Origin of the sequence: Kitasatospora sp. LaBMicrA B282 (assembly GCF_050325825.1) — a bacterium.
GTDB lineage: Bacteria > Actinomycetota > Actinomycetes > Streptomycetales > Streptomycetaceae > Kitasatospora.
In genome coordinates, this window is sequence record NZ_JBNQTI010000009.1 from 39,862 (window position 1) to 55,605 (window position 15,744).

Here is a 15,744-nt window from a genome sequence, read left to right on the forward strand (position 1 = left end):
GGGGGTCCGGGGGCGGCAACGCCCCGCCGACCCTCCGGAGATCCGGGTCGGCGGGGCGGTCGGCCGAGGGGCTGCGTTCGGTCCGGGCCCGTGGCGCGTGCCCGGTGGCCGGCTTCAGCCGGTGTAGGTGAACCGGTCGGTGCTCACGACCGGGGTGATCCCGCCGAAGGTGACCACCCTGACGTCGACCGTGCCGGTGCCGGGAGGGGAGATGACGGAGCAGAAGGACGGGCCGCAGGAACTGTCGATCCCGGGCACGTCCCCGAAGTACACCCGCCCGCCGGCCAGGTCGGTCCCCTGCAGCCAGATGCCGGACCCACCGGCCGAGGGGCCGCTGGCCAGCGGGCCGCCGGGATCCATGCTGCCGGGGATGTAGAAGCCGCCGAAGACCGGGGCCGGCGCCGCGGGCGGCGGGCCGTAGTAGCCGAAGAGGCCGGCGTCGTCCGCCGTGCCGCCGGGGGTGACCACGCTGACCGGCACCACGCCGAGGCCGCCCGGGGTGGTCGCGGTGCACTCGGTGTCGGTGCACGTGGCACCGACGGCCGGGGTGTCGCCGAAGAGCACCATGGCGTCGGTCAGGTGCTCACCGGTGATGGTCACCGGGGTGCCGCCGGCGCCCGGGCCGAAGAACCCGTCCACCCAGCTGACCTCCGGGGCGGGCGGGATCGCCGGTGTCACCTGGGCGTGCGCGGTGGTTTCGCTGGCGACATCGTTGGCCGGGTCGGTGTCGTCCCGATGCGAAACGGTCGCGGTGAACACCCCGGGCGGCACCGTGGTCGGGGTGGACACATCCACGGCCAGGTACGTCAGAAAGCCCGGCTCGCGGGTGCCGACGAAGGTGGCGGTGAGGTGCCGGCCGTCGGGCGAGATCGCGCTGTTCCACGTGTAGTCGCCCGGCCATGCGTACATCTGGGTGTTCTGGATCCTGAAGCCGGCCGGCACGTCCAGGGTGATCTGGGTCGGGCCGGTGGTGGCGGCAGTGCCGCCCGGGTTCCACTGGACGTTGACCAGAGTGTTGCCGCCCGGCACGATGCCCTCGACGGCGAGCTCGACCGCCTCGTCCTGGCCGGCGGTCGGAGGGTCGGCGGCTGCGGGGAGTGCGGTGGCAAAGGCGCCGGCCAAGGCGAGCAGTGAACACGCAAGCGTGCGTGCGATCTTCATGGTTCCCCCCACGATGAGTCGGAGTACGGTTATAGCCTGACGTATCGTCAGTTTGGACCGATGTCGGTCAACGCCCGTGCCAAACCCGCATTTCCGGCCAACAGTCAGCTGCGCGTGCGCGCTGTCGAGCGAGCGGGGGCCACCAGTCGCGCCTCGGGAGCGCCTCGGGAGCGCCTCGGAGCGCTCCGGGGTGCGCCCCGTTACCGCTTCGGCCCTTCGCGGTCCTGGCTTTAGAGCTCTGCCAGGTGTGCCGGCGCCGGCAGCGCCGCCACCAGGGCCCCGACCTCGTCGTCGGCGAGTTCGTCGATCAGCCGCGCGAACGCATCGACGCCCGCCTGGCGCCGCGTCTGGACGTACGACGCGCCGGCCGCTGCGAGCGGACGGCTCTGAACTTCCTGCAACGCATGTCCGGCACGCACCTCAGTCTGCTGCTGACGCCGACGGCACCAGCAGGTGGCGGACACCCGGCGAGGTTCGGCTGAGGCGGTGTCTCCACCGGTCCGTCTCCGGCACGTTCCCCCGCCGCCGAAGGCACTCGGGGCACTGTGGAAGACTTCGCCGGGACGCGAACCGGCAGTCGCGGGTGGCAGAACCGAACCAGACCGGATCAGCACGTCCTCACACCTGCCCGGTGCTCCGTCGCCGGGATCGAGCAAGCCGAGCGTCCATCCGAGGCCGGAAACACGAACCGTGTCATTCTGATCGAGTTCGACAGCTTCGAACAGGCCGTCACGGCCTACGAGAGCGAGGCTTACCAGGAGGCGCTGGTGGTCCTCTCCGACGGCGTCGAGCGCGACTTCCGCATCATCGAAGGCATCGACTGACCGACGGGCTCAGCCACGTGGTCCTGCCCGGCCGGCAGGCGGACGCACCGCCGGGCGGCGCCTCGACCCTTGGCCGTCGGCTGCCGTCGGCGACCGGGGGCGGACGCTGGTTCAGGCCTCGAGGTGCTGGGCGAGGAAGAGGGCGGCGCGGTCGAGGGCCTGGTCGGACTCGTCGAGCCGGCCGGTGAAGGACTGGAAGACGTGCGGCACGCCGGCCGTGACGTCCAGGATGACGTCGACCTCGGCGTCGCGGGCACGCTGGGCCAGGCGCACCGAGTCGTCCAGCAGCAGTTCGTTCGTCCCGACCTGCAGCAGCAGCGGAGGGAAGCCGGTCAGATCGGCCAGGACGGCCGGGGCGAGCAGTTCTTGGTGGGGGTCCTGCCCGGCGAGGTACATCTCACTGGTGTGGGCCATGCCTTCGGGGGTGAAGAAGGGGTCGATGCCGGCCTTCGTCGTCATGGTGGCGCCGGTGCGGGTGTGGTCCAGGCCGGGGGAGAAGGCAACGACGGCGCCGGGCACCGGCAGTCCGGCCTTCCGCGCGGCGAGGGTGGTCGTCACGGTCAGGCCGCCGCCGGCCGAATCGCCGGCGAAGGCGATGGACCGCGCGTCGACCCCGTCCTCCAGCAGTGCCCGGTAAGCGGAGAGGCAGTCCTCGATCGCGGCGGGGAAGGGGTGTTCCGGCGCGAGCCGGTAGTCCAGTGACAGGGCCCGGTGCCCGGTGCGGGTGACGAGGCCGGCGGTCAGGCCCATCGCCGTCTGCGGGGAGCCGAGGGAGAACGACCCGCCGTGGAAGTACAGGATGGTGCCCGGGCGCTGCTCGCCTTCCGGCTCGACCAGGACCGCGGGCCGCTCGCCCAACTCGGTGCCGGTGGTGCGCACCTGCGGGACGGTGAACTGGGCCATCATGCGGGCGAAGTTCTCCCGCATCCGCTCGACGGGCTGCGGCTCGAACCCCTGCGGGGCCTGCCCCAGCAGGGCGGCGATGGCTTCGCGCTGTTCCTTGCTCACTGAGTCTTCTCCTTCGGCGCACGACCGGTATGTTATATGCCATGGAAGATAATACATATGCCCAGGCATCTAAGTGGGACGGCGGGGTGGCGGCGACCTTCTTCAGCGACCTGGTGCGGTGCGAGACCCGCCTGTACAACGCGCTCAACGACCGGCTGCGCCGCCGCCACGGGATCACGGCCTCGCAGTACGAGTTCCTGCGTTACCTGCACGACCACCCGGACGCACGCGTCGGCGACCTCGCGGGCTTCTTCGCCATCGGCGTCGGAGCGACCAGCAAGGGAATCGACCGCCTCGAAGGGCGCGGCCTGGTCGGGCGCGTTCCCGATCCCGCCGACCGCCGCTCCTCGCTGCTGGAGCTCACTGACACCGCCACGCAACTCGTCCACGAAGCGGATGAGACGTTCGCGGCCATCGGCGCGCTCGTCCACGCGGCCCTGGACCCCGCGCAGCTGCACGACGCCGGGCAGGCCCTGCGGCAACTCCTGACCGCGCTCGAACACGACAGGATCGGCACCCCCGCCGGCTGAAGCGGAGCGCCCGCGCGGCGAGCGATCCCACTCGCGCCGCCGACGGGCGCGGGTCGCTCCTCCGCCTGGGCGTCCGTCAGGCCCGGGGCCCGGACCGCGACATCCCCGCGGCCGCCCGGCTCTACCCGGCCCACCGGGCCCACGGCGACCTGGGTCGGTCGGGGCACTAGGATCGCGGGCATGGGCCTGATGATGAGTGACGTCGACCGGTTCGAGGCCGCCAGGCCCCGGCTGGAGGCCATCGCCTACCGGCTGCTCGGCTCGGCGAGCGAGGCGGAGGACGCCGTGCAGGAGACGTTCCTGCGCTGGCAGGCGGTCGACGTCGGGCGGATCGAGGTGCCGGAGGCCTGGCTGACCAAGGTCCTCACCAACTTCTGCCTCAACATGCTCACTTCGGCCCGGGCACGGCGCGAGACGTACGTGGGGACCTGGCTCCCCGAGCCGCTGCTCGCCGGCGATCCGATGCTCGGCCCGGCCGACACCGCCGAGCAGCGCGAGTCCGTGTCGTACGCCGTCATGGTCCTGCTGGAGCGGCTGTCGCCCAACGAGCGGGCGGTGTACGTGCTGCGGGAGGCGTTCGACTACCCGCACCGCGAGATCGCCGAGATCCTGGACGTCACCGAGGCCGCCAGCCAGCAGATCCACCACCGGGCCAAGAAGCACGTCGCGGACGGCAAGGTGCGCACCGAGATCGACGAGGCCGCCTCCCGGAGGATCGTCGAGGAGTTCCTGGCCGCGGCGACCACCGGCCGTACCGAACCCCTCGTGCGCCTGCTCACCCAGGACGTCGTCGCGGTCGGCGACGGCGGCGGGAAGGTCCCGGCCCGCGCGAAGGCGTTCGAGGGTGCGCTCGCGGTGGCCAAGTTCCTGCGCGGCCTCTTCAAGCCCAGCGGGGCCAAGCGGGTCCACACCGGGGGCGAGGCCGAGATCCACGCCACGACCGCCAACGGCGGGCCCGCCCTGGTGGCGGTCGTGGACGGCCGGGTCATCGGGATCAGCTGCCTGGAGATCACCGCGGAGGGCATCGCCGCGGTCCGCAACCAGGTCAACCCCGACAAGCTGGTCCGCGCGACCGAGCAGTGGGCCGGCACGGACCACGGGGACTCCCCGCTCCACCTCCTCTGACCCGATGTGACGTGCTTCACATCCTGATCCTGTCAGGAAACGCCGGGCTGCCCGGTTCAGGTGGCGAAACCGCGCCGAGACCACGGCGGGGCCGTCGCAGACAGGAGCAGAACCATGCAGCACCGCATCGTCGTCCTCGGAGCCGGCTACGCCGGAGCCACCGCCGCAGGTCGCCTCGCCAAGCGGCTGAACCCCCAGGACGTCACCATCACCCTGGTCAACCCCGAGCCCGACTTCGTCGAGCGCGTCCGGCTGCACCAGCTCGCGGCCGGGCAGCAGCTGCGGCCCCGGCCGTTCGCCGCGATGTTCGCGGGCACCGGCGTGGCACTGAAGCTCGCCAGCGTCACCGCCGTGGACGTGGACCGCAAGACGGTGGCCGTCACGTCTGCACACGGCCGCGAGCGCGAGGAGCTGGAGTACGACACCCTGGTCTACGCGCTGGGCAGCGGCTGGAACGACGGAGGCGTCCCCGGCGCCGCCGAGCACGCCCACGAGCTCGCCAGCCGCCGCGGCGCCATCCACCTCGGCGGCCGGCTGGCCGCCCTGGAGGCCGGCCGGGCGGTGGTCGTGGTCGGCGGCGGCCTGACCAGCCTGGAGGCCGCGACCGAGATCGCGGAGGCCCGCCCGGACCTCGACGTCACCCTGGCCGCCCGCGGCGCCCTCGGCGACTGGCTCTCCGAGAAGGGCCGCACCCACCTGCGGAAGGTGGTGGACGGGCTCGGCATCACGGTCCACGAGAACACCGCCGTCAGCGCGGTGGCGGCGGACGGCGTGGCGACGGCCGACGGCCGGACCCTCCCGGCCGCGGTCACGGTCTGGACCACCGGCTTCGCCGTCCACCCGATCGCCGGCGCCACCACCCTGGACGTCACCGACCGGGGCCAGATCGTGGTCGACGGCACGATGCGCTCGGTCTCCCACCCGGACGTGTACGCCGTGGGCGACGCCGCGATGGCGATCGGTCCCGACGACAAGCCGCTGCGGATGTCCTGTGCCTCGGGCGTCCCGATGGCCTGGCAGGCGGCCGACGCCATCGCCGCCCGGCTGACCGGGACCAAGGTTCCCCGCGTGCCCATCCGCTACTTCCAGCAGTGCGTCTCCCTCGGCCGCAAGGAGGGCCTGATCCAGTTCGTCACCGCCGGCGACCGGGCGCTCCAGCGCGCCCTGACGGGTCGCGTGGCCGCGCTCTACAAGGAGCTCATCTGCAAGGGGGCGGCCTGGGGCGTCGCCAACCCCACGATGGGGATGCCGTCCCGGCGCCGGCGCGTGGTGCGGCAGGAGACCCGCGGCGGTGCGCGGGCGGAGGCGGTGGCCTGACCTCGCGCAGGGGCGCCCCGCTACCTGCACGCCGCGACCCGCCGGGCTGCAGGTGGCGGGCCGCGGCGTGCAGGCCGTCACCCGGAGCCGTCCCCGTCCCGGGCTCCCTGCGCCGGGATGTGGCCCGGCCGTGCGTCAGCGCGGGGCGCGGAAGGTCCGGCTGTCCTGCTCCCTCCGGGCGGCCGCGGCGGTAGCCGGCCGGGTACCGACGCCAACCCTCTCCGGTGCCGGGCCGGTTGGACCGGTGGGGGCGCGGCGCAGTACGCAGTCCCCGGGAGTGCGGTCCCCTGGAGCGGTGCGGCCGCCCGGGGCCGGGAGGTAGCCGTGGCGCTGCCGGGGGTCGGCGGCGGGCTCTGGGCCGGGGACGGGGCCGACTCGGCGCCGATCGCCACCGAGCTTCGGCCGCAGCCGCCCCCTTTCTCGCTCATCAACGCAATGCTGGACCAGCCCACATGCAGTTCGAGCGTGGCAGCCACAACCCGCCCTTCACCTCCGGTAGGTCCTAGGCAAGGCGCCCTATCAGGGCCCGGCAGGTCCGCTGGAGTTCCTCGTCGTTGGCCGCCGTTTCGAACCGCCCGCTGCGACGCGCGTGCGCCAGCTCCGCTGCCACGCGCGGGCGGAGCGGGGCGGCGGCGGGACCCATCCGCTCCAGGCAGGCCAGCACCTCGTTCGCCGTGTGGCGGTTGCTCTCCCACGCGGCCTGCAGCGCCTGGCGGACGGCTGCGGCTTCGGGCTCACCGGCGATGCCCCACACCGCAGTGGCCGCCCGCACCCGGGTCCATGCGGACGTGACGCCCAGCAACTCCGTCAACCGTGGCAGCGCGGCCGCGGCCGACGGGCCGACCAGAGCGAGGACCCCGGCCGCCTCGTCGCGCCGGTGGGTGTCGAGCAGCGCGACCAGCCGGGGCACGGCGTCGGTGGGGTCGGGGTCCAGCGCCCACAACGCGGCTGTGGCGGCCGCCCGCAGGTGGACGTCCTCGGCGTCGGCCAGCGGGCGCACCGCCTTCAGCGCGGATGCGGCGGCGGGGCCGAAGGAGGCGAGGTTCTTCAGGGCGGAGGCGGCGTCGCGCCACTCCTTTCGCCGCAGTGCCCCGTCGAGGGCAGCGGTGATCGCGGGTACCGCGGCAGGGTCGCCCGTCTTGGCGAGGGCGGACAGCAGGGCGTTGTACGGCATCCCGACCGCCGGCGTCGACAGGTCGAACCCGCTCAGCAGCCGAGCGAGTTGCGGTACCAGCTCGGCGGCAAGCGGCCCCAGGTGCATGGCGTCCTGCACCGCTCGCCAGGTGTCGGTGTCGCCGTCCAGTGCTGTGCGCAGGCAGGGCAGCGCCCGCGGGTCACCGAGGCGGGCCAGCGCCAGCACGGCCAGCTGGTGGGCACGACGCACCAGTGGGTGGGAGCTCGACCAGACCTCCGGCCCGTGCGCGGCACGCTGTGCTGCCACGTACGCGGCGAGGGCTTCCCGCGCGGGAGCGGAGACGGGCGCCACGGCGCCCAGGGAGTCGGCTGCGGCGGCGGCGGTGTACGGATCTTCGAGCGTCAGGCAGTCGGCGAGGAGCAGGACGAGCCCGGTGTGGTCGCCCCGCCAGCCACCGATCAGCTCACGGGTCATCCGGATCGCGTCGTAGCGGCTGCCCCGGTCCGGGCTGCGAAGTTGTTCGGTGAGCAGCGCCGCGCGTTCGGATACGCGGTCGCCCAGCTCGCGGTGCAGGGTGCGCAGGAGCTCGGTGGTGGGGGCGTGCAGCAGGCTGTCGCGCGCCATGTCCTCGAACACGGCGACGATGTGCGGCGGCCCCTTCGGGGCCGGCTCGGGTCCGGTATCGGCTGCGGGGGCCGATGAGAATCCCGGCCTGATCCGGCGCAGCAGCGCGGTCACCGTCGGCACCGTGTCCTCGCGCAGCTGCGCCGGGACGCAGCGGGCACGGTGGACCAGTGCCGCCAGCCGGATGTCGGGCTCCGCCGCCGCGTCGTCGGCCAGCTCGTCGAGCCAGGCCGTGGCGGCCGGCCGGGCCTTGGGCAGTCGCAGCGCCAGGGTGGCCATGGTGCGGATGACGGTCTGTCGCTCCTCGGTCCCGCATGCGGCCGGCAGCCGGTCGCGCAGCGCCTCGACGGCCCGCTCGGCGTCGTCGAGGAACAGGCCCAGTGCCGTGATCCCCGGCTGTCGTACCTCCGGACCCGGGTCGGCCGAGTACCTGAGGAAAGCGGCGGACCGTTCGTGCATCATAGCCAGGGCGTCCACGTGGGCCGTGGACTCGCTGCCGCCCGGGGCGATGTAGATCTCATCGCCGGCCTCGACGGAGTCGAGGGACTCACGCCCGATGCTGACCACCAACCGGACGATCCCGGCCCGCTCCGGGGTCCCGGGGTCGTCCGCCAGAGCGAAGAGGAACGGCAGGCTCGCCAGGGTGCACGGGTAGACGTCCCCCTGGTGGTGGACCGCGCCGACGAAGTCCCGCAGCGCCCTGCGCCGCACCTCGGGGTCTTCCGACGCCATCCCTCGTAGCCACACGGGTATTTCGGAGGCCCGGCCGTATGCGTGGCCCATCGACGCCCAGTCGATGCTGTCAAGATCGTTGCTCACCCGCACACTCTGGCAGACCACACCGACACCCGACCTACCACCCGTGTCGGCCCTTACCGGCGCTGCTGTACTGGAGGTCAAGGAAGTACTCCGGATCGACCAGAAGTTCGGTGCGGTCCAGCGGGTAGGGCGCTGGGGGGTGCCACGACGTCTGGAGCTTGCAGCGGAGTGGTGCGAGGTGACGCTCGACTTCACGCAGGCAGTGGTCACGCAGGACACCTTGCTGATCGACATGAACATGCGCGGCGGGACCCTGGCGCTGATCACCAAGCCGGGCATCGTGGTCGAGGCCTACGCCCTGAACCTGGAGTTCAGCAAGGTCAAGGTCCGTCAGGCTCCGGGCCCCGATACGCCGATCACGCTTCGCGTGGCATTGGTCGGCAGGAAGAGCTTCGGCCGCGTCGTCGTGCGGCACCCGAGGTGGACAGCCGGCCAGTCGTTGCTGGGGAGGCCCACGCCCTCGCCCGCCAACGACTGAACCGGTCCCGGTCATCCTGCCCGCACCCTCCTCGGACCGGCCCGGCTACGGTGGAGAGGTCCACTGGCACCGCTGGTCGCGCTGGCTGTCGTGGGCGTGGCTGCACCCGGTGCGCCGACACGGCGCCCGGCGCCCATGTCCGGTGTTCGAGCGCTCCGTGTCATCGCTCCCAGCACACGAGTCCGGTGACGATGCCCGGCCGCGACGGTCACCGGGCTGCCCCGACGGCGGCGAGCATCTCGACGCCCGAACGGACGAACCCCACGAGGAGCCACTACTCCCACGACGGGTATGACGAGCAGAAAGACGGTCCAGAAACCTGCGCTGCCCCAGTGCGGTGCGAAAGAGCGGTCCCAGTAGAGGCCGCGGCCCGCCATACTGGCCTCGCACCGTCGCTCGAGTCGCCGCCAGGAGGGATCGCACATGGAGCTGGGGCAGAGCGGGCCGGACCTCGCCGCCGAACGGATCATCACCGCGATGGGCTGGCAGAGCGGCAGCATTCGGACCATGCCCGGCTTCGGCCCCGGACAGCTCCGTCTGGTGCACGATGCCGACCGGTGGTGGATCGGCATCGACAACGCCTTCAACCCCTACCGCCGGCTGCGCCTGTTCGCCGGCCACGTGCTCCACGACGGCACCACCACCGACTGGACCGCCGTGCTCGACCACCGCGTCGACAGCACCGACACCGCCGCCCTGGCCGCCGCCGTCCACGACCTGCGCCACCGCCTCGACCACCCCCAGCCGTGACCGGCCCCCCGCGGCTGCGTTTTCTCAGCGCGGGCGGGTGCTGCCCGTCGCCGAGGCCGGCCGCTCAGGTCCGGAGCTCCAGGCCGCGTAGGACTGTTCGCGGGCCGGGCGCCGCATCGCGGCCACGCACGGCGTGCACAGCGGTGGGGCGAGATCGTTGGTCAGCTTGGCCAACGGCCTGACGCACTTGCTCCTCATGTCACCCCTTCGATCGGCCCGGGACGCGCGGGCCACGGCCGCCTCACCGCACGCATTCTCCCCGGAGGCCGTGTATCCGACATCGGCGACCGCCACCGCGGGATCGGGTAGGGGAGGGGTCCTGGCCGTGGACGGCGGCCCGGGTGCGTTCGCGTGCCTGGGCCACGCGTGGACGGGCGGCGGGGTCGGCGGCTTCCTTGCCGTCAGGCGGGTCTCCAGCACCCGGTGGCCGCGGCGTCCACCGGGCTGTCCACCGGGCTCCTGGGCTGGCTCTCTCCTTGGCCGGGGACGGCGTTCAGGAGGGCCCGGGGCCGTAGGTGTAGTCGGAGACGAGGGTGCCCTTGGTGTCGGAGAGGTGCGCGGTGTCGCCCTTGTCGTTCCAGATGGCGCGTGCGCTGCCGAAGGAGTAGCCGCCCCACTCGGGGTGGATCTCGTTGGTGTAGACGCGGATCCGCTGGCCGGCCTTGAGGGTGGTGGCGGGCGGGAAGGTGAAGTTCTGGCCGGGGTCGTCGGCGTGGAGGAGCCAGCCGGAGATGTCCGCGTGCGCCGTGCCCCGGTTGACGATCTCGACGTACTCGTCGGCCTGGGTGTACTTCACCTTGCCCTTGTGGCCGACAGTGGTGATGACCACGTCGGGGGCGCCCACCCGGGAGAGCACGGCGACGATGTCGGCGCTGTTGGAGCCGTTCTCGGGGCTGAGGAACCTGTTGACGATCTCCCCGTTGCGCTTGAAGCCGGTGATCACGGCGGCGTACTCCTCGCCGTCGATGGTCACGCTCTCCTTGGACACCCGCGTGGGCAGGTCGACCTCGTCGTCGGGTGTGGGGCCGTCGTTGGGCGTCTCGAAGTGGTGGAACCTGAAGCTGAAGTCGCGGTCCCTGTCGTCCTCTTCGAACCGGATGCGGACGACGAGATCGACATGGAACCTGTCGACGCCGTTGCCGTAGATGGGGAAGTTCTGGTGGGTGAAGGTGCCCAGTGTCTGCTCTGAACCGTTGGGCTTGGCCTCGATGGTGCCGCCGGTGAACGAGTAGCCGCTCTTGTCGTCGCCCTTGACGGGATTGCCCCAGGTGATGTGGCCGGTGTTGAGGCCCGAGACGTTGGGCGGGGTCGGGGTAATGGCGGTCCAGGTTCCCGATGTCGTGACTGTGGACATGCTTCGGCAACTCCTCGATGTGCTGGGCGCGCCGCACGCGGGATCGGCCACGTGCGTTCCGGCGGCAGCCGACGCCGCGGGTGACCTCGATGGGTCGTTCGTCAACTGACAGTCCTACTCTCCCAAGTGTGCAGGCGAATCCCGTGCAACGATGCCCGGAACTCGCATCACTCGTCCGAGTGATAGGGCACTCCGTGGCGAGGACAGCACGCGCGGCCCCACTGCTTGGGCTTCGCCTGCGAAACGATCAGGAAGACACCCGCACGAGTGACAGGCCCGCGAACCGCCCGCCTGCCCTACCCCGTTGTCCGCACACTGATCCCGGTCCACGTTCGCCGGGCCTGCCCGTGCCCCCGAGGACAGAGGAGCGCAGCAGCCATGACGACAGCACACGAGGCCGCACCGCGGTTGCGCCTACCGGGGCCGACCGGCCCCGGGACCTCGGCCGTCCGTCTCCTGAGCGCCGTCGGCCGGGACGGCGGGCCGCGTACGGGTGGCCGGGAGGACGGCCGGGACCTGGTGATCCCCAGGTTCGAGTTCCCCTGGCCCTCGGCCTGCCATCCCCGTGCGGCGGAGGCGGAGGCCGGGGCGCTGGCCTTCGCCGAACGGCACGGCCTGGTCCCCGCGCCCGCGTACCGGGCCCGCCTGGAACGGACCCGGTACGGTTGGCAGCGCGCTGCTACCCGGACGCCGACGAAACGTTCCTCCAGATCTGCGCGGACTACTTCATCTGGTTCTTCGTCGTCGACGACCTGTTCGTCGACCGGGTCGACACCCTCACCGAGCACACCGTCCCGAACCTGACCGCCATGATCGACGTCCTCGACCACCACCGCCCGGGCGCGCAGCCGGTGTTCGGCGCGGCCTGGCTGGAGGTGTGCACCCGGCTGCGCTCCCACCTGTCCGAGGAGCACTTCCAGCGCTTCGCCCACGGCATGCGGATGTGGGCGTCCACCGCCGGCCTGCAGATCGTGGGCCACCTACGCGCCGAGCCCGTCGGCATCGCGCAGTACGAGACGATCCGCCGCCACACCAGCGGCACCAACCCGTGCCTGGCCCTCTCCGACGCCGCCAAGGCGGGACCGGTCAGTCCCCAGGAGTGCGACAGCCCGACCTTCCAGCAGCTCGTCCTGCACGCCAACAACGTCGTGTGCTGGAGCAACGATGTACAGAGCCTGCGCATGGAACTCAACCAACCCGGCCAGTACTGGAACATGGCCGCCATCTACGCCCACCACGGGCTGCCCATGCAACAGGCCGTCGACCTGGTCGCCGCCCGCGTCCGCAGCGAGATCGCCTCCTTCCAAGCTCTCGCCCTCGCGCTCGAACCCCACGCCTCGCGGCGGCTGCGCGGCCACATCGACGGCCTACGGCACTGGATGCGCGGCTACCAGGACTGGGTCGACCACGACACGCTGCGCTACGCCGACGCGTTCATCGACTCCGACGCCGACGACACCGCCGCCCTCACCTGGCCTGCCTGACCTGCCTGACCTGCCGTCAACCCACGATGAAACGGTCACGCCTCCCACGCACCGAAGCGGCAGGCTCCCCTCACGGTCGGCCAGGCCATTCCTCCGGTCAGGCCGGCAGGCCGTCGAGCCGTCCTCATGTTTCAGCCTCGGCCGAAGCTCTTGCCTCGCGGGGCTGGTGGTCCCACAGTGATGGACGGATCCGGCGGGGGCTCGGGACGCGGATCCAGGAAACCATCAGAACACGAAAGGATACCATGCGGACACGAATCCTCGGCCTGGCCCTGTCGGCGGGCCTGCTCGTCGTGGCGTTCCCGGCTGCGGCCTCGGCCGACACCACCGGATCCGGCGACGGCTGGACGCCGATCACCTACAGCCCGTTCGACTATCCCGCCGGCCTGGTCTGCCCGTTCGAGCTCAAGGAGGAGTTCCCCACGCAGGCCGTCGAGATGCGGGTCGCCGCCGCGTACCCGGACGGCTCGCCGTTGGTGACCGACTTCCGCGGCCCGCTCATCGCCCACTTCACGAACCTCTCCAGCGGCAGAACCGTGGACGAGGACCTCAGCGGTACCGGCACCCTCTACAACCTGCCGGACAAGTCCCACCTGTGGGTGGTGCCGGACAACTTGGGGGTCACCGTCCAGGCCGGTGACCCGTACCACGCGCAGGGCGAGTTCGTGCTCAGCGGCGGGGCGGCGGTGTCGATCTCGCCGACGCACCAGCCCGACGTCCTGTATCAGACCAAGTCCGTCGACGTCTGCGACGTGCTGAGCTGACCTGCGTGCTGACCCTGCGCCGGCGGCCTGGACCCCGACGAGCTGGCCGTCCTCGCGGGCTTGGCGCGCGACGTCAAGGCGATCCTCGACCCGCCGCCGGAACCCGCGTGGATGGGACACCCGGACGACGGCCCGGCCTGACCGGGCCAGGCCACGGGTGGACCGGTTCAGGGCTGCTCGCCGCAGTGGCCGGGGCCCCACCACGCGGCCTGGTGGCGGGTTCGCTCGTGCAGGAGCCGGTCGGCCTGCCGGCCTATCCGGGCCCGGGTGCGCCTGCGGTGGCGGCCGGTTGCTTCGGCGAGGACCGCGGAGGTGGTCCGCCCGCCGGCCAGGACGAGTGCGGTGTGGTCCTGTTCCCGGCGCAGGACTGCCTCGCACCGCTCCACCACGCCGACGGCCCGCTCGGGATCCAGCACCGCGACGGGCGCCATACCGGCCACTGCGGGGGCGGCGGCGATCGCGTCGAGACCAAACCAGACCAGCGCCATCACGACCGGCACCACCGGACGGGCCCGTCCGTCGCGGCGGGGCGCCCTCACCCGCGGCCGCCGCGATGTCGCCCCCCACGCCCGGGCTGCCTGCGCGTCCCGGCGGCGGACTGGGCGCGGGTGGCGCAGTGCAACCACGCTCTTCACCCTCGCTCCGCGCGCGGGCCGCTGTTCCCTCGCCTGCGCCCTTCGGCGCGCCGCCTACGGCCCGGTGCGCGAGGACCTCGCGCACCGACGCGGCTGTCCTGGCTCACCCCGGCGGGGTTTGACGCGTGCTACCTGGTGCCGAGGCGAACCGAGGACTTCTGAGGTGGAACTCCAGGCTGCCGCTCATCCAGTAGCCCAGCCCTGCGACCAGGGCGCGCACCGCGCATGTGGTGGTTCTCCTGATCGCTGCGGTGCTTCAGCGACTTGTGGTGCTCTGGGTCGGCGTCGGGGTGCTGGGGCTACCAAGTGGCGCGCGGTGGTGGCGGACGGAGTCGCCGGCCCGGGGGTGCAGACGCAGGGCCGAGAAGGTGGCGCCGAGCGCCACCAGAGCGAGCACTCCGAAGGCCACGGTGTAGGGGGTGGCGTGGGCGGGAGTGCCGGCCGGGCCGCTGAGTCGGTTTCCCAGTCGTAGGGCGATCGTGGCGGTCGCAATGGCGAGGCCGCTCGCGAGCTGCTGGGTGGTGGCGCCGAGGGTGGTGGCGTCGGGCATGTGTTCCGGGGTGATGTCGCTGAGCGAGATGGTCCCGTAGGCGGTGAGGGCGATCGATCGGGCGACACCGCTGAGCAGGGTCAGTACCGCGATGACGGGCAGTGGGGTGGTGGCGGTGGTCAGTCCCAGGCAGGCCGTCGTGAGTGTGACGCCGAGAGTGGCGGTGACGAGGAGGGGCCTGAAGCCGAAACGGTTGATGAGTGGGATGGCCGCGGGCTTGATGGCGATGTTGCCGACGAAGATGCACATGACGACGGAGCCCGACTTGATCGGACTCCAGCCGAACTGGGTCTGGAACAGCAGCGGCAGCAGGAACGGAGCGGAACCGACCACGAGCCAGAACAGGAAGCTGCCGAGCTCCGTGGTCCGGTAGCTCGGGACGCGCAGGGTGCGCAGCGTGACCAGTGGGTGTGGGGTGCGCAGCAGGTGCAACACGGCTGCGGTGAGCAGCGTCAGGGAGAGGGCACCGGATGTTGCGGCGGCCGTCCAGGGGACGGGGGTCTCACAGACGAGGTGGGCGGCGTAGGTGAGCCCGCCCAGCCCGGTGCAGGTCAGTAGTACGCCGGCCCAGTCCAGTGGCGGCACCGCGATGGCGTCGGTGTTCTCGATCAGCCGCCAGGCGACGACGAACGCCACGATCCCGAGCGGGATGTTCATCAGGAACAGCCAGTGCCAGGAGATGTAGGTGGTGATCAGGCCGCCGGCCAGCGGGGCGATGACGGGGGCGAGCAGGCCGGGCCAGACGATGTAGGACGTGATCCTCATCAGGTCCTGCTTCTCGGTCCTGGCCACCACGATGAGCCTGCCGACCGGGACCATCATCGCGCCGCCGACGCCTTGCAGGACCCGCAGCGCGACGAGTTCGCCGAGGCTGGTGCTGACAGCGCAGCCGAGCGAGGCGAGGGTGAAGATCGTGATCGCGGACAGGAACACTCGCCGGCTGCCGTGGCGGCGGGTGAGCCAACCGCTGAGCGGGATGAGGACCGCGAGCGTCAGGAGGTAGGCGGTGACGAGTAGACCTGTCGCGGCCGAGGACGTGCCCAGTGACCTGGCGATCTGCGGGGCGGCCGTGGTGACGATGGTGCCGTCGAGGTTCTCCATGAAGAAGCACCCGGCAACGAGGAGAGCAGTGTTGCGCTGCCATGCGTCGGTCACGCGTGGCCCCCTTGGTTCCGTCGAAGTGGAT

16 protein-coding genes are annotated in these 15,744 nt (G+C 72.0%); 8 read left to right on the forward strand and 8 right to left on the reverse strand.

What is annotated here, in order from left to right; all coding sequences use genetic code 11:
- Positions 1-114: 114 nt before the first annotated feature.
- Entirely contained in the window at positions 115-1,161 is a 1,047-nt protein-coding gene (locus tag ACQRUO_RS04775; protein ID WP_428314438.1) for an IPT/TIG domain-containing protein, read from the reverse strand.
- Between the two features lie 230 nt (positions 1,162-1,391).
- On the reverse strand, positions 1,392-1,625 hold the full coding sequence (locus tag ACQRUO_RS04780; RefSeq protein WP_428314439.1) for a hypothetical protein: 234 nt from the start codon (positions 1,623-1,625) through the stop codon (positions 1,392-1,394).
- Between the two features lie 81 nt (positions 1,626-1,706).
- Here ACQRUO_RS04780 and ACQRUO_RS04785 point away from each other — a divergent pair, with 81 nt between their 5' ends.
- A complete protein-coding gene (locus tag ACQRUO_RS04785; RefSeq protein WP_428314440.1) occupies positions 1,707-1,985 on the forward strand; it encodes a DUF1330 domain-containing protein in 279 nt (92 codons plus the stop codon).
- Between the two features lie 111 nt (positions 1,986-2,096).
- Here ACQRUO_RS04785 and ACQRUO_RS04790 read toward each other — a convergent pair whose 3' ends face one another.
- Positions 2,097-2,993, reverse strand: coding sequence for an alpha/beta hydrolase (locus ACQRUO_RS04790; protein WP_428314441.1), 897 nt, complete (start codon positions 2,991-2,993; stop codon positions 2,097-2,099).
- Positions 2,994-3,022: 29 nt separating this feature from the next.
- Here ACQRUO_RS04790 and ACQRUO_RS04795 point away from each other — a divergent pair, with 29 nt between their 5' ends.
- From ACQRUO_RS04795 to ACQRUO_RS04805, 3 genes are all read left to right on the forward strand, one after another.
- On the forward strand, positions 3,023-3,523 hold the full coding sequence (locus ACQRUO_RS04795) for a MarR family winged helix-turn-helix transcriptional regulator (RefSeq protein ID WP_428314442.1): 501 nt from the start codon (positions 3,023-3,025) through the stop codon (positions 3,521-3,523).
- Positions 3,524-3,703: 180 nt separating this feature from the next.
- Positions 3,704-4,648: an RNA polymerase sigma-70 factor gene (locus tag ACQRUO_RS04800; RefSeq protein ID WP_428314443.1), complete on the forward strand. Its 945-nt coding sequence runs from the start codon at positions 3,704-3,706 to the stop codon at positions 4,646-4,648.
- Between the two features lie 114 nt (positions 4,649-4,762).
- Complete coding sequence (locus ACQRUO_RS04805; protein WP_428314444.1) at positions 4,763-5,965, forward strand: NAD(P)/FAD-dependent oxidoreductase; 1,203 nt, start codon at positions 4,763-4,765, stop codon at positions 5,963-5,965.
- Between the two features lie 502 nt (positions 5,966-6,467).
- Here the strand turns inward: ACQRUO_RS04805 and ACQRUO_RS04810 are convergent.
- Positions 6,468-8,456, reverse strand: coding sequence for a HEAT repeat domain-containing protein (locus ACQRUO_RS04810; RefSeq protein WP_428314445.1), 1,989 nt, complete (start codon positions 8,454-8,456; stop codon positions 6,468-6,470).
- 130 nt (positions 8,457-8,586) lie between these two features.
- Between ACQRUO_RS04810 and ACQRUO_RS04815 the strand changes: the two genes are divergently transcribed.
- Positions 8,587-9,021, forward strand: coding sequence for a hypothetical protein (locus ACQRUO_RS04815; protein ID WP_428314446.1), 435 nt, complete (start codon positions 8,587-8,589; stop codon positions 9,019-9,021).
- 423 nt (positions 9,022-9,444) lie between these two features.
- Positions 9,445-9,771 (forward strand): hypothetical protein, encoded by a 327-nt coding sequence (locus tag ACQRUO_RS04820; protein WP_428314447.1) that lies wholly within the window; start codon positions 9,445-9,447, stop codon positions 9,769-9,771.
- A 24-nt stretch (positions 9,772-9,795) separates the two neighbouring features.
- Here ACQRUO_RS04820 and ACQRUO_RS04825 read toward each other — a convergent pair whose 3' ends face one another.
- Together ACQRUO_RS04825 and ACQRUO_RS04830 are read right to left on the reverse strand one after the other, a co-directional pair.
- Positions 9,796-9,969 (reverse strand): hypothetical protein, encoded by a 174-nt coding sequence (locus ACQRUO_RS04825; protein ID WP_428314448.1) that lies wholly within the window; start codon positions 9,967-9,969, stop codon positions 9,796-9,798.
- A gap of 295 nt (positions 9,970-10,264) precedes the next feature.
- Positions 10,265-11,125, reverse strand: coding sequence for a choice-of-anchor K domain-containing protein (locus ACQRUO_RS04830; RefSeq protein ID WP_428314449.1), 861 nt, complete (start codon positions 11,123-11,125; stop codon positions 10,265-10,267).
- A 665-nt stretch (positions 11,126-11,790) separates the two neighbouring features.
- On the opposite strand from ACQRUO_RS04830, the gene ACQRUO_RS04835 reads away from it, so the two are divergent.
- Together ACQRUO_RS04835 and ACQRUO_RS04840 are read left to right on the forward strand one after the other, a co-directional pair.
- On the forward strand, positions 11,791-12,609 hold the full coding sequence (locus ACQRUO_RS04835; protein ID WP_428314450.1) for a terpene synthase family protein: 819 nt from the start codon (positions 11,791-11,793) through the stop codon (positions 12,607-12,609).
- A 245-nt stretch (positions 12,610-12,854) separates the two neighbouring features.
- On the forward strand, positions 12,855-13,373 hold the full coding sequence (locus ACQRUO_RS04840) for a hypothetical protein (protein ID WP_428314451.1): 519 nt from the start codon (positions 12,855-12,857) through the stop codon (positions 13,371-13,373).
- Between the two features lie 167 nt (positions 13,374-13,540).
- On the opposite strand, the gene ACQRUO_RS04845 is transcribed toward ACQRUO_RS04840, so the two are convergent.
- Both ACQRUO_RS04845 and ACQRUO_RS04850 read right to left on the reverse strand, forming a co-directional pair.
- The gene (locus ACQRUO_RS04845; protein ID WP_428314452.1) at positions 13,541-13,873 is read right to left on the reverse strand and encodes a hypothetical protein; all 333 of its coding nucleotides are present in this window, start codon (positions 13,871-13,873) and stop codon (positions 13,541-13,543) included.
- A gap of 391 nt (positions 13,874-14,264) precedes the next feature.
- Positions 14,265-15,713 carry an MFS transporter gene (locus tag ACQRUO_RS04850; RefSeq protein WP_428314453.1) on the reverse strand — a complete coding sequence of 483 codons (1,449 nt, stop codon included), beginning with the start codon at positions 15,711-15,713 and terminating at the stop codon, positions 14,265-14,267.
- Positions 15,714-15,744 lie beyond the last annotated feature (31 nt).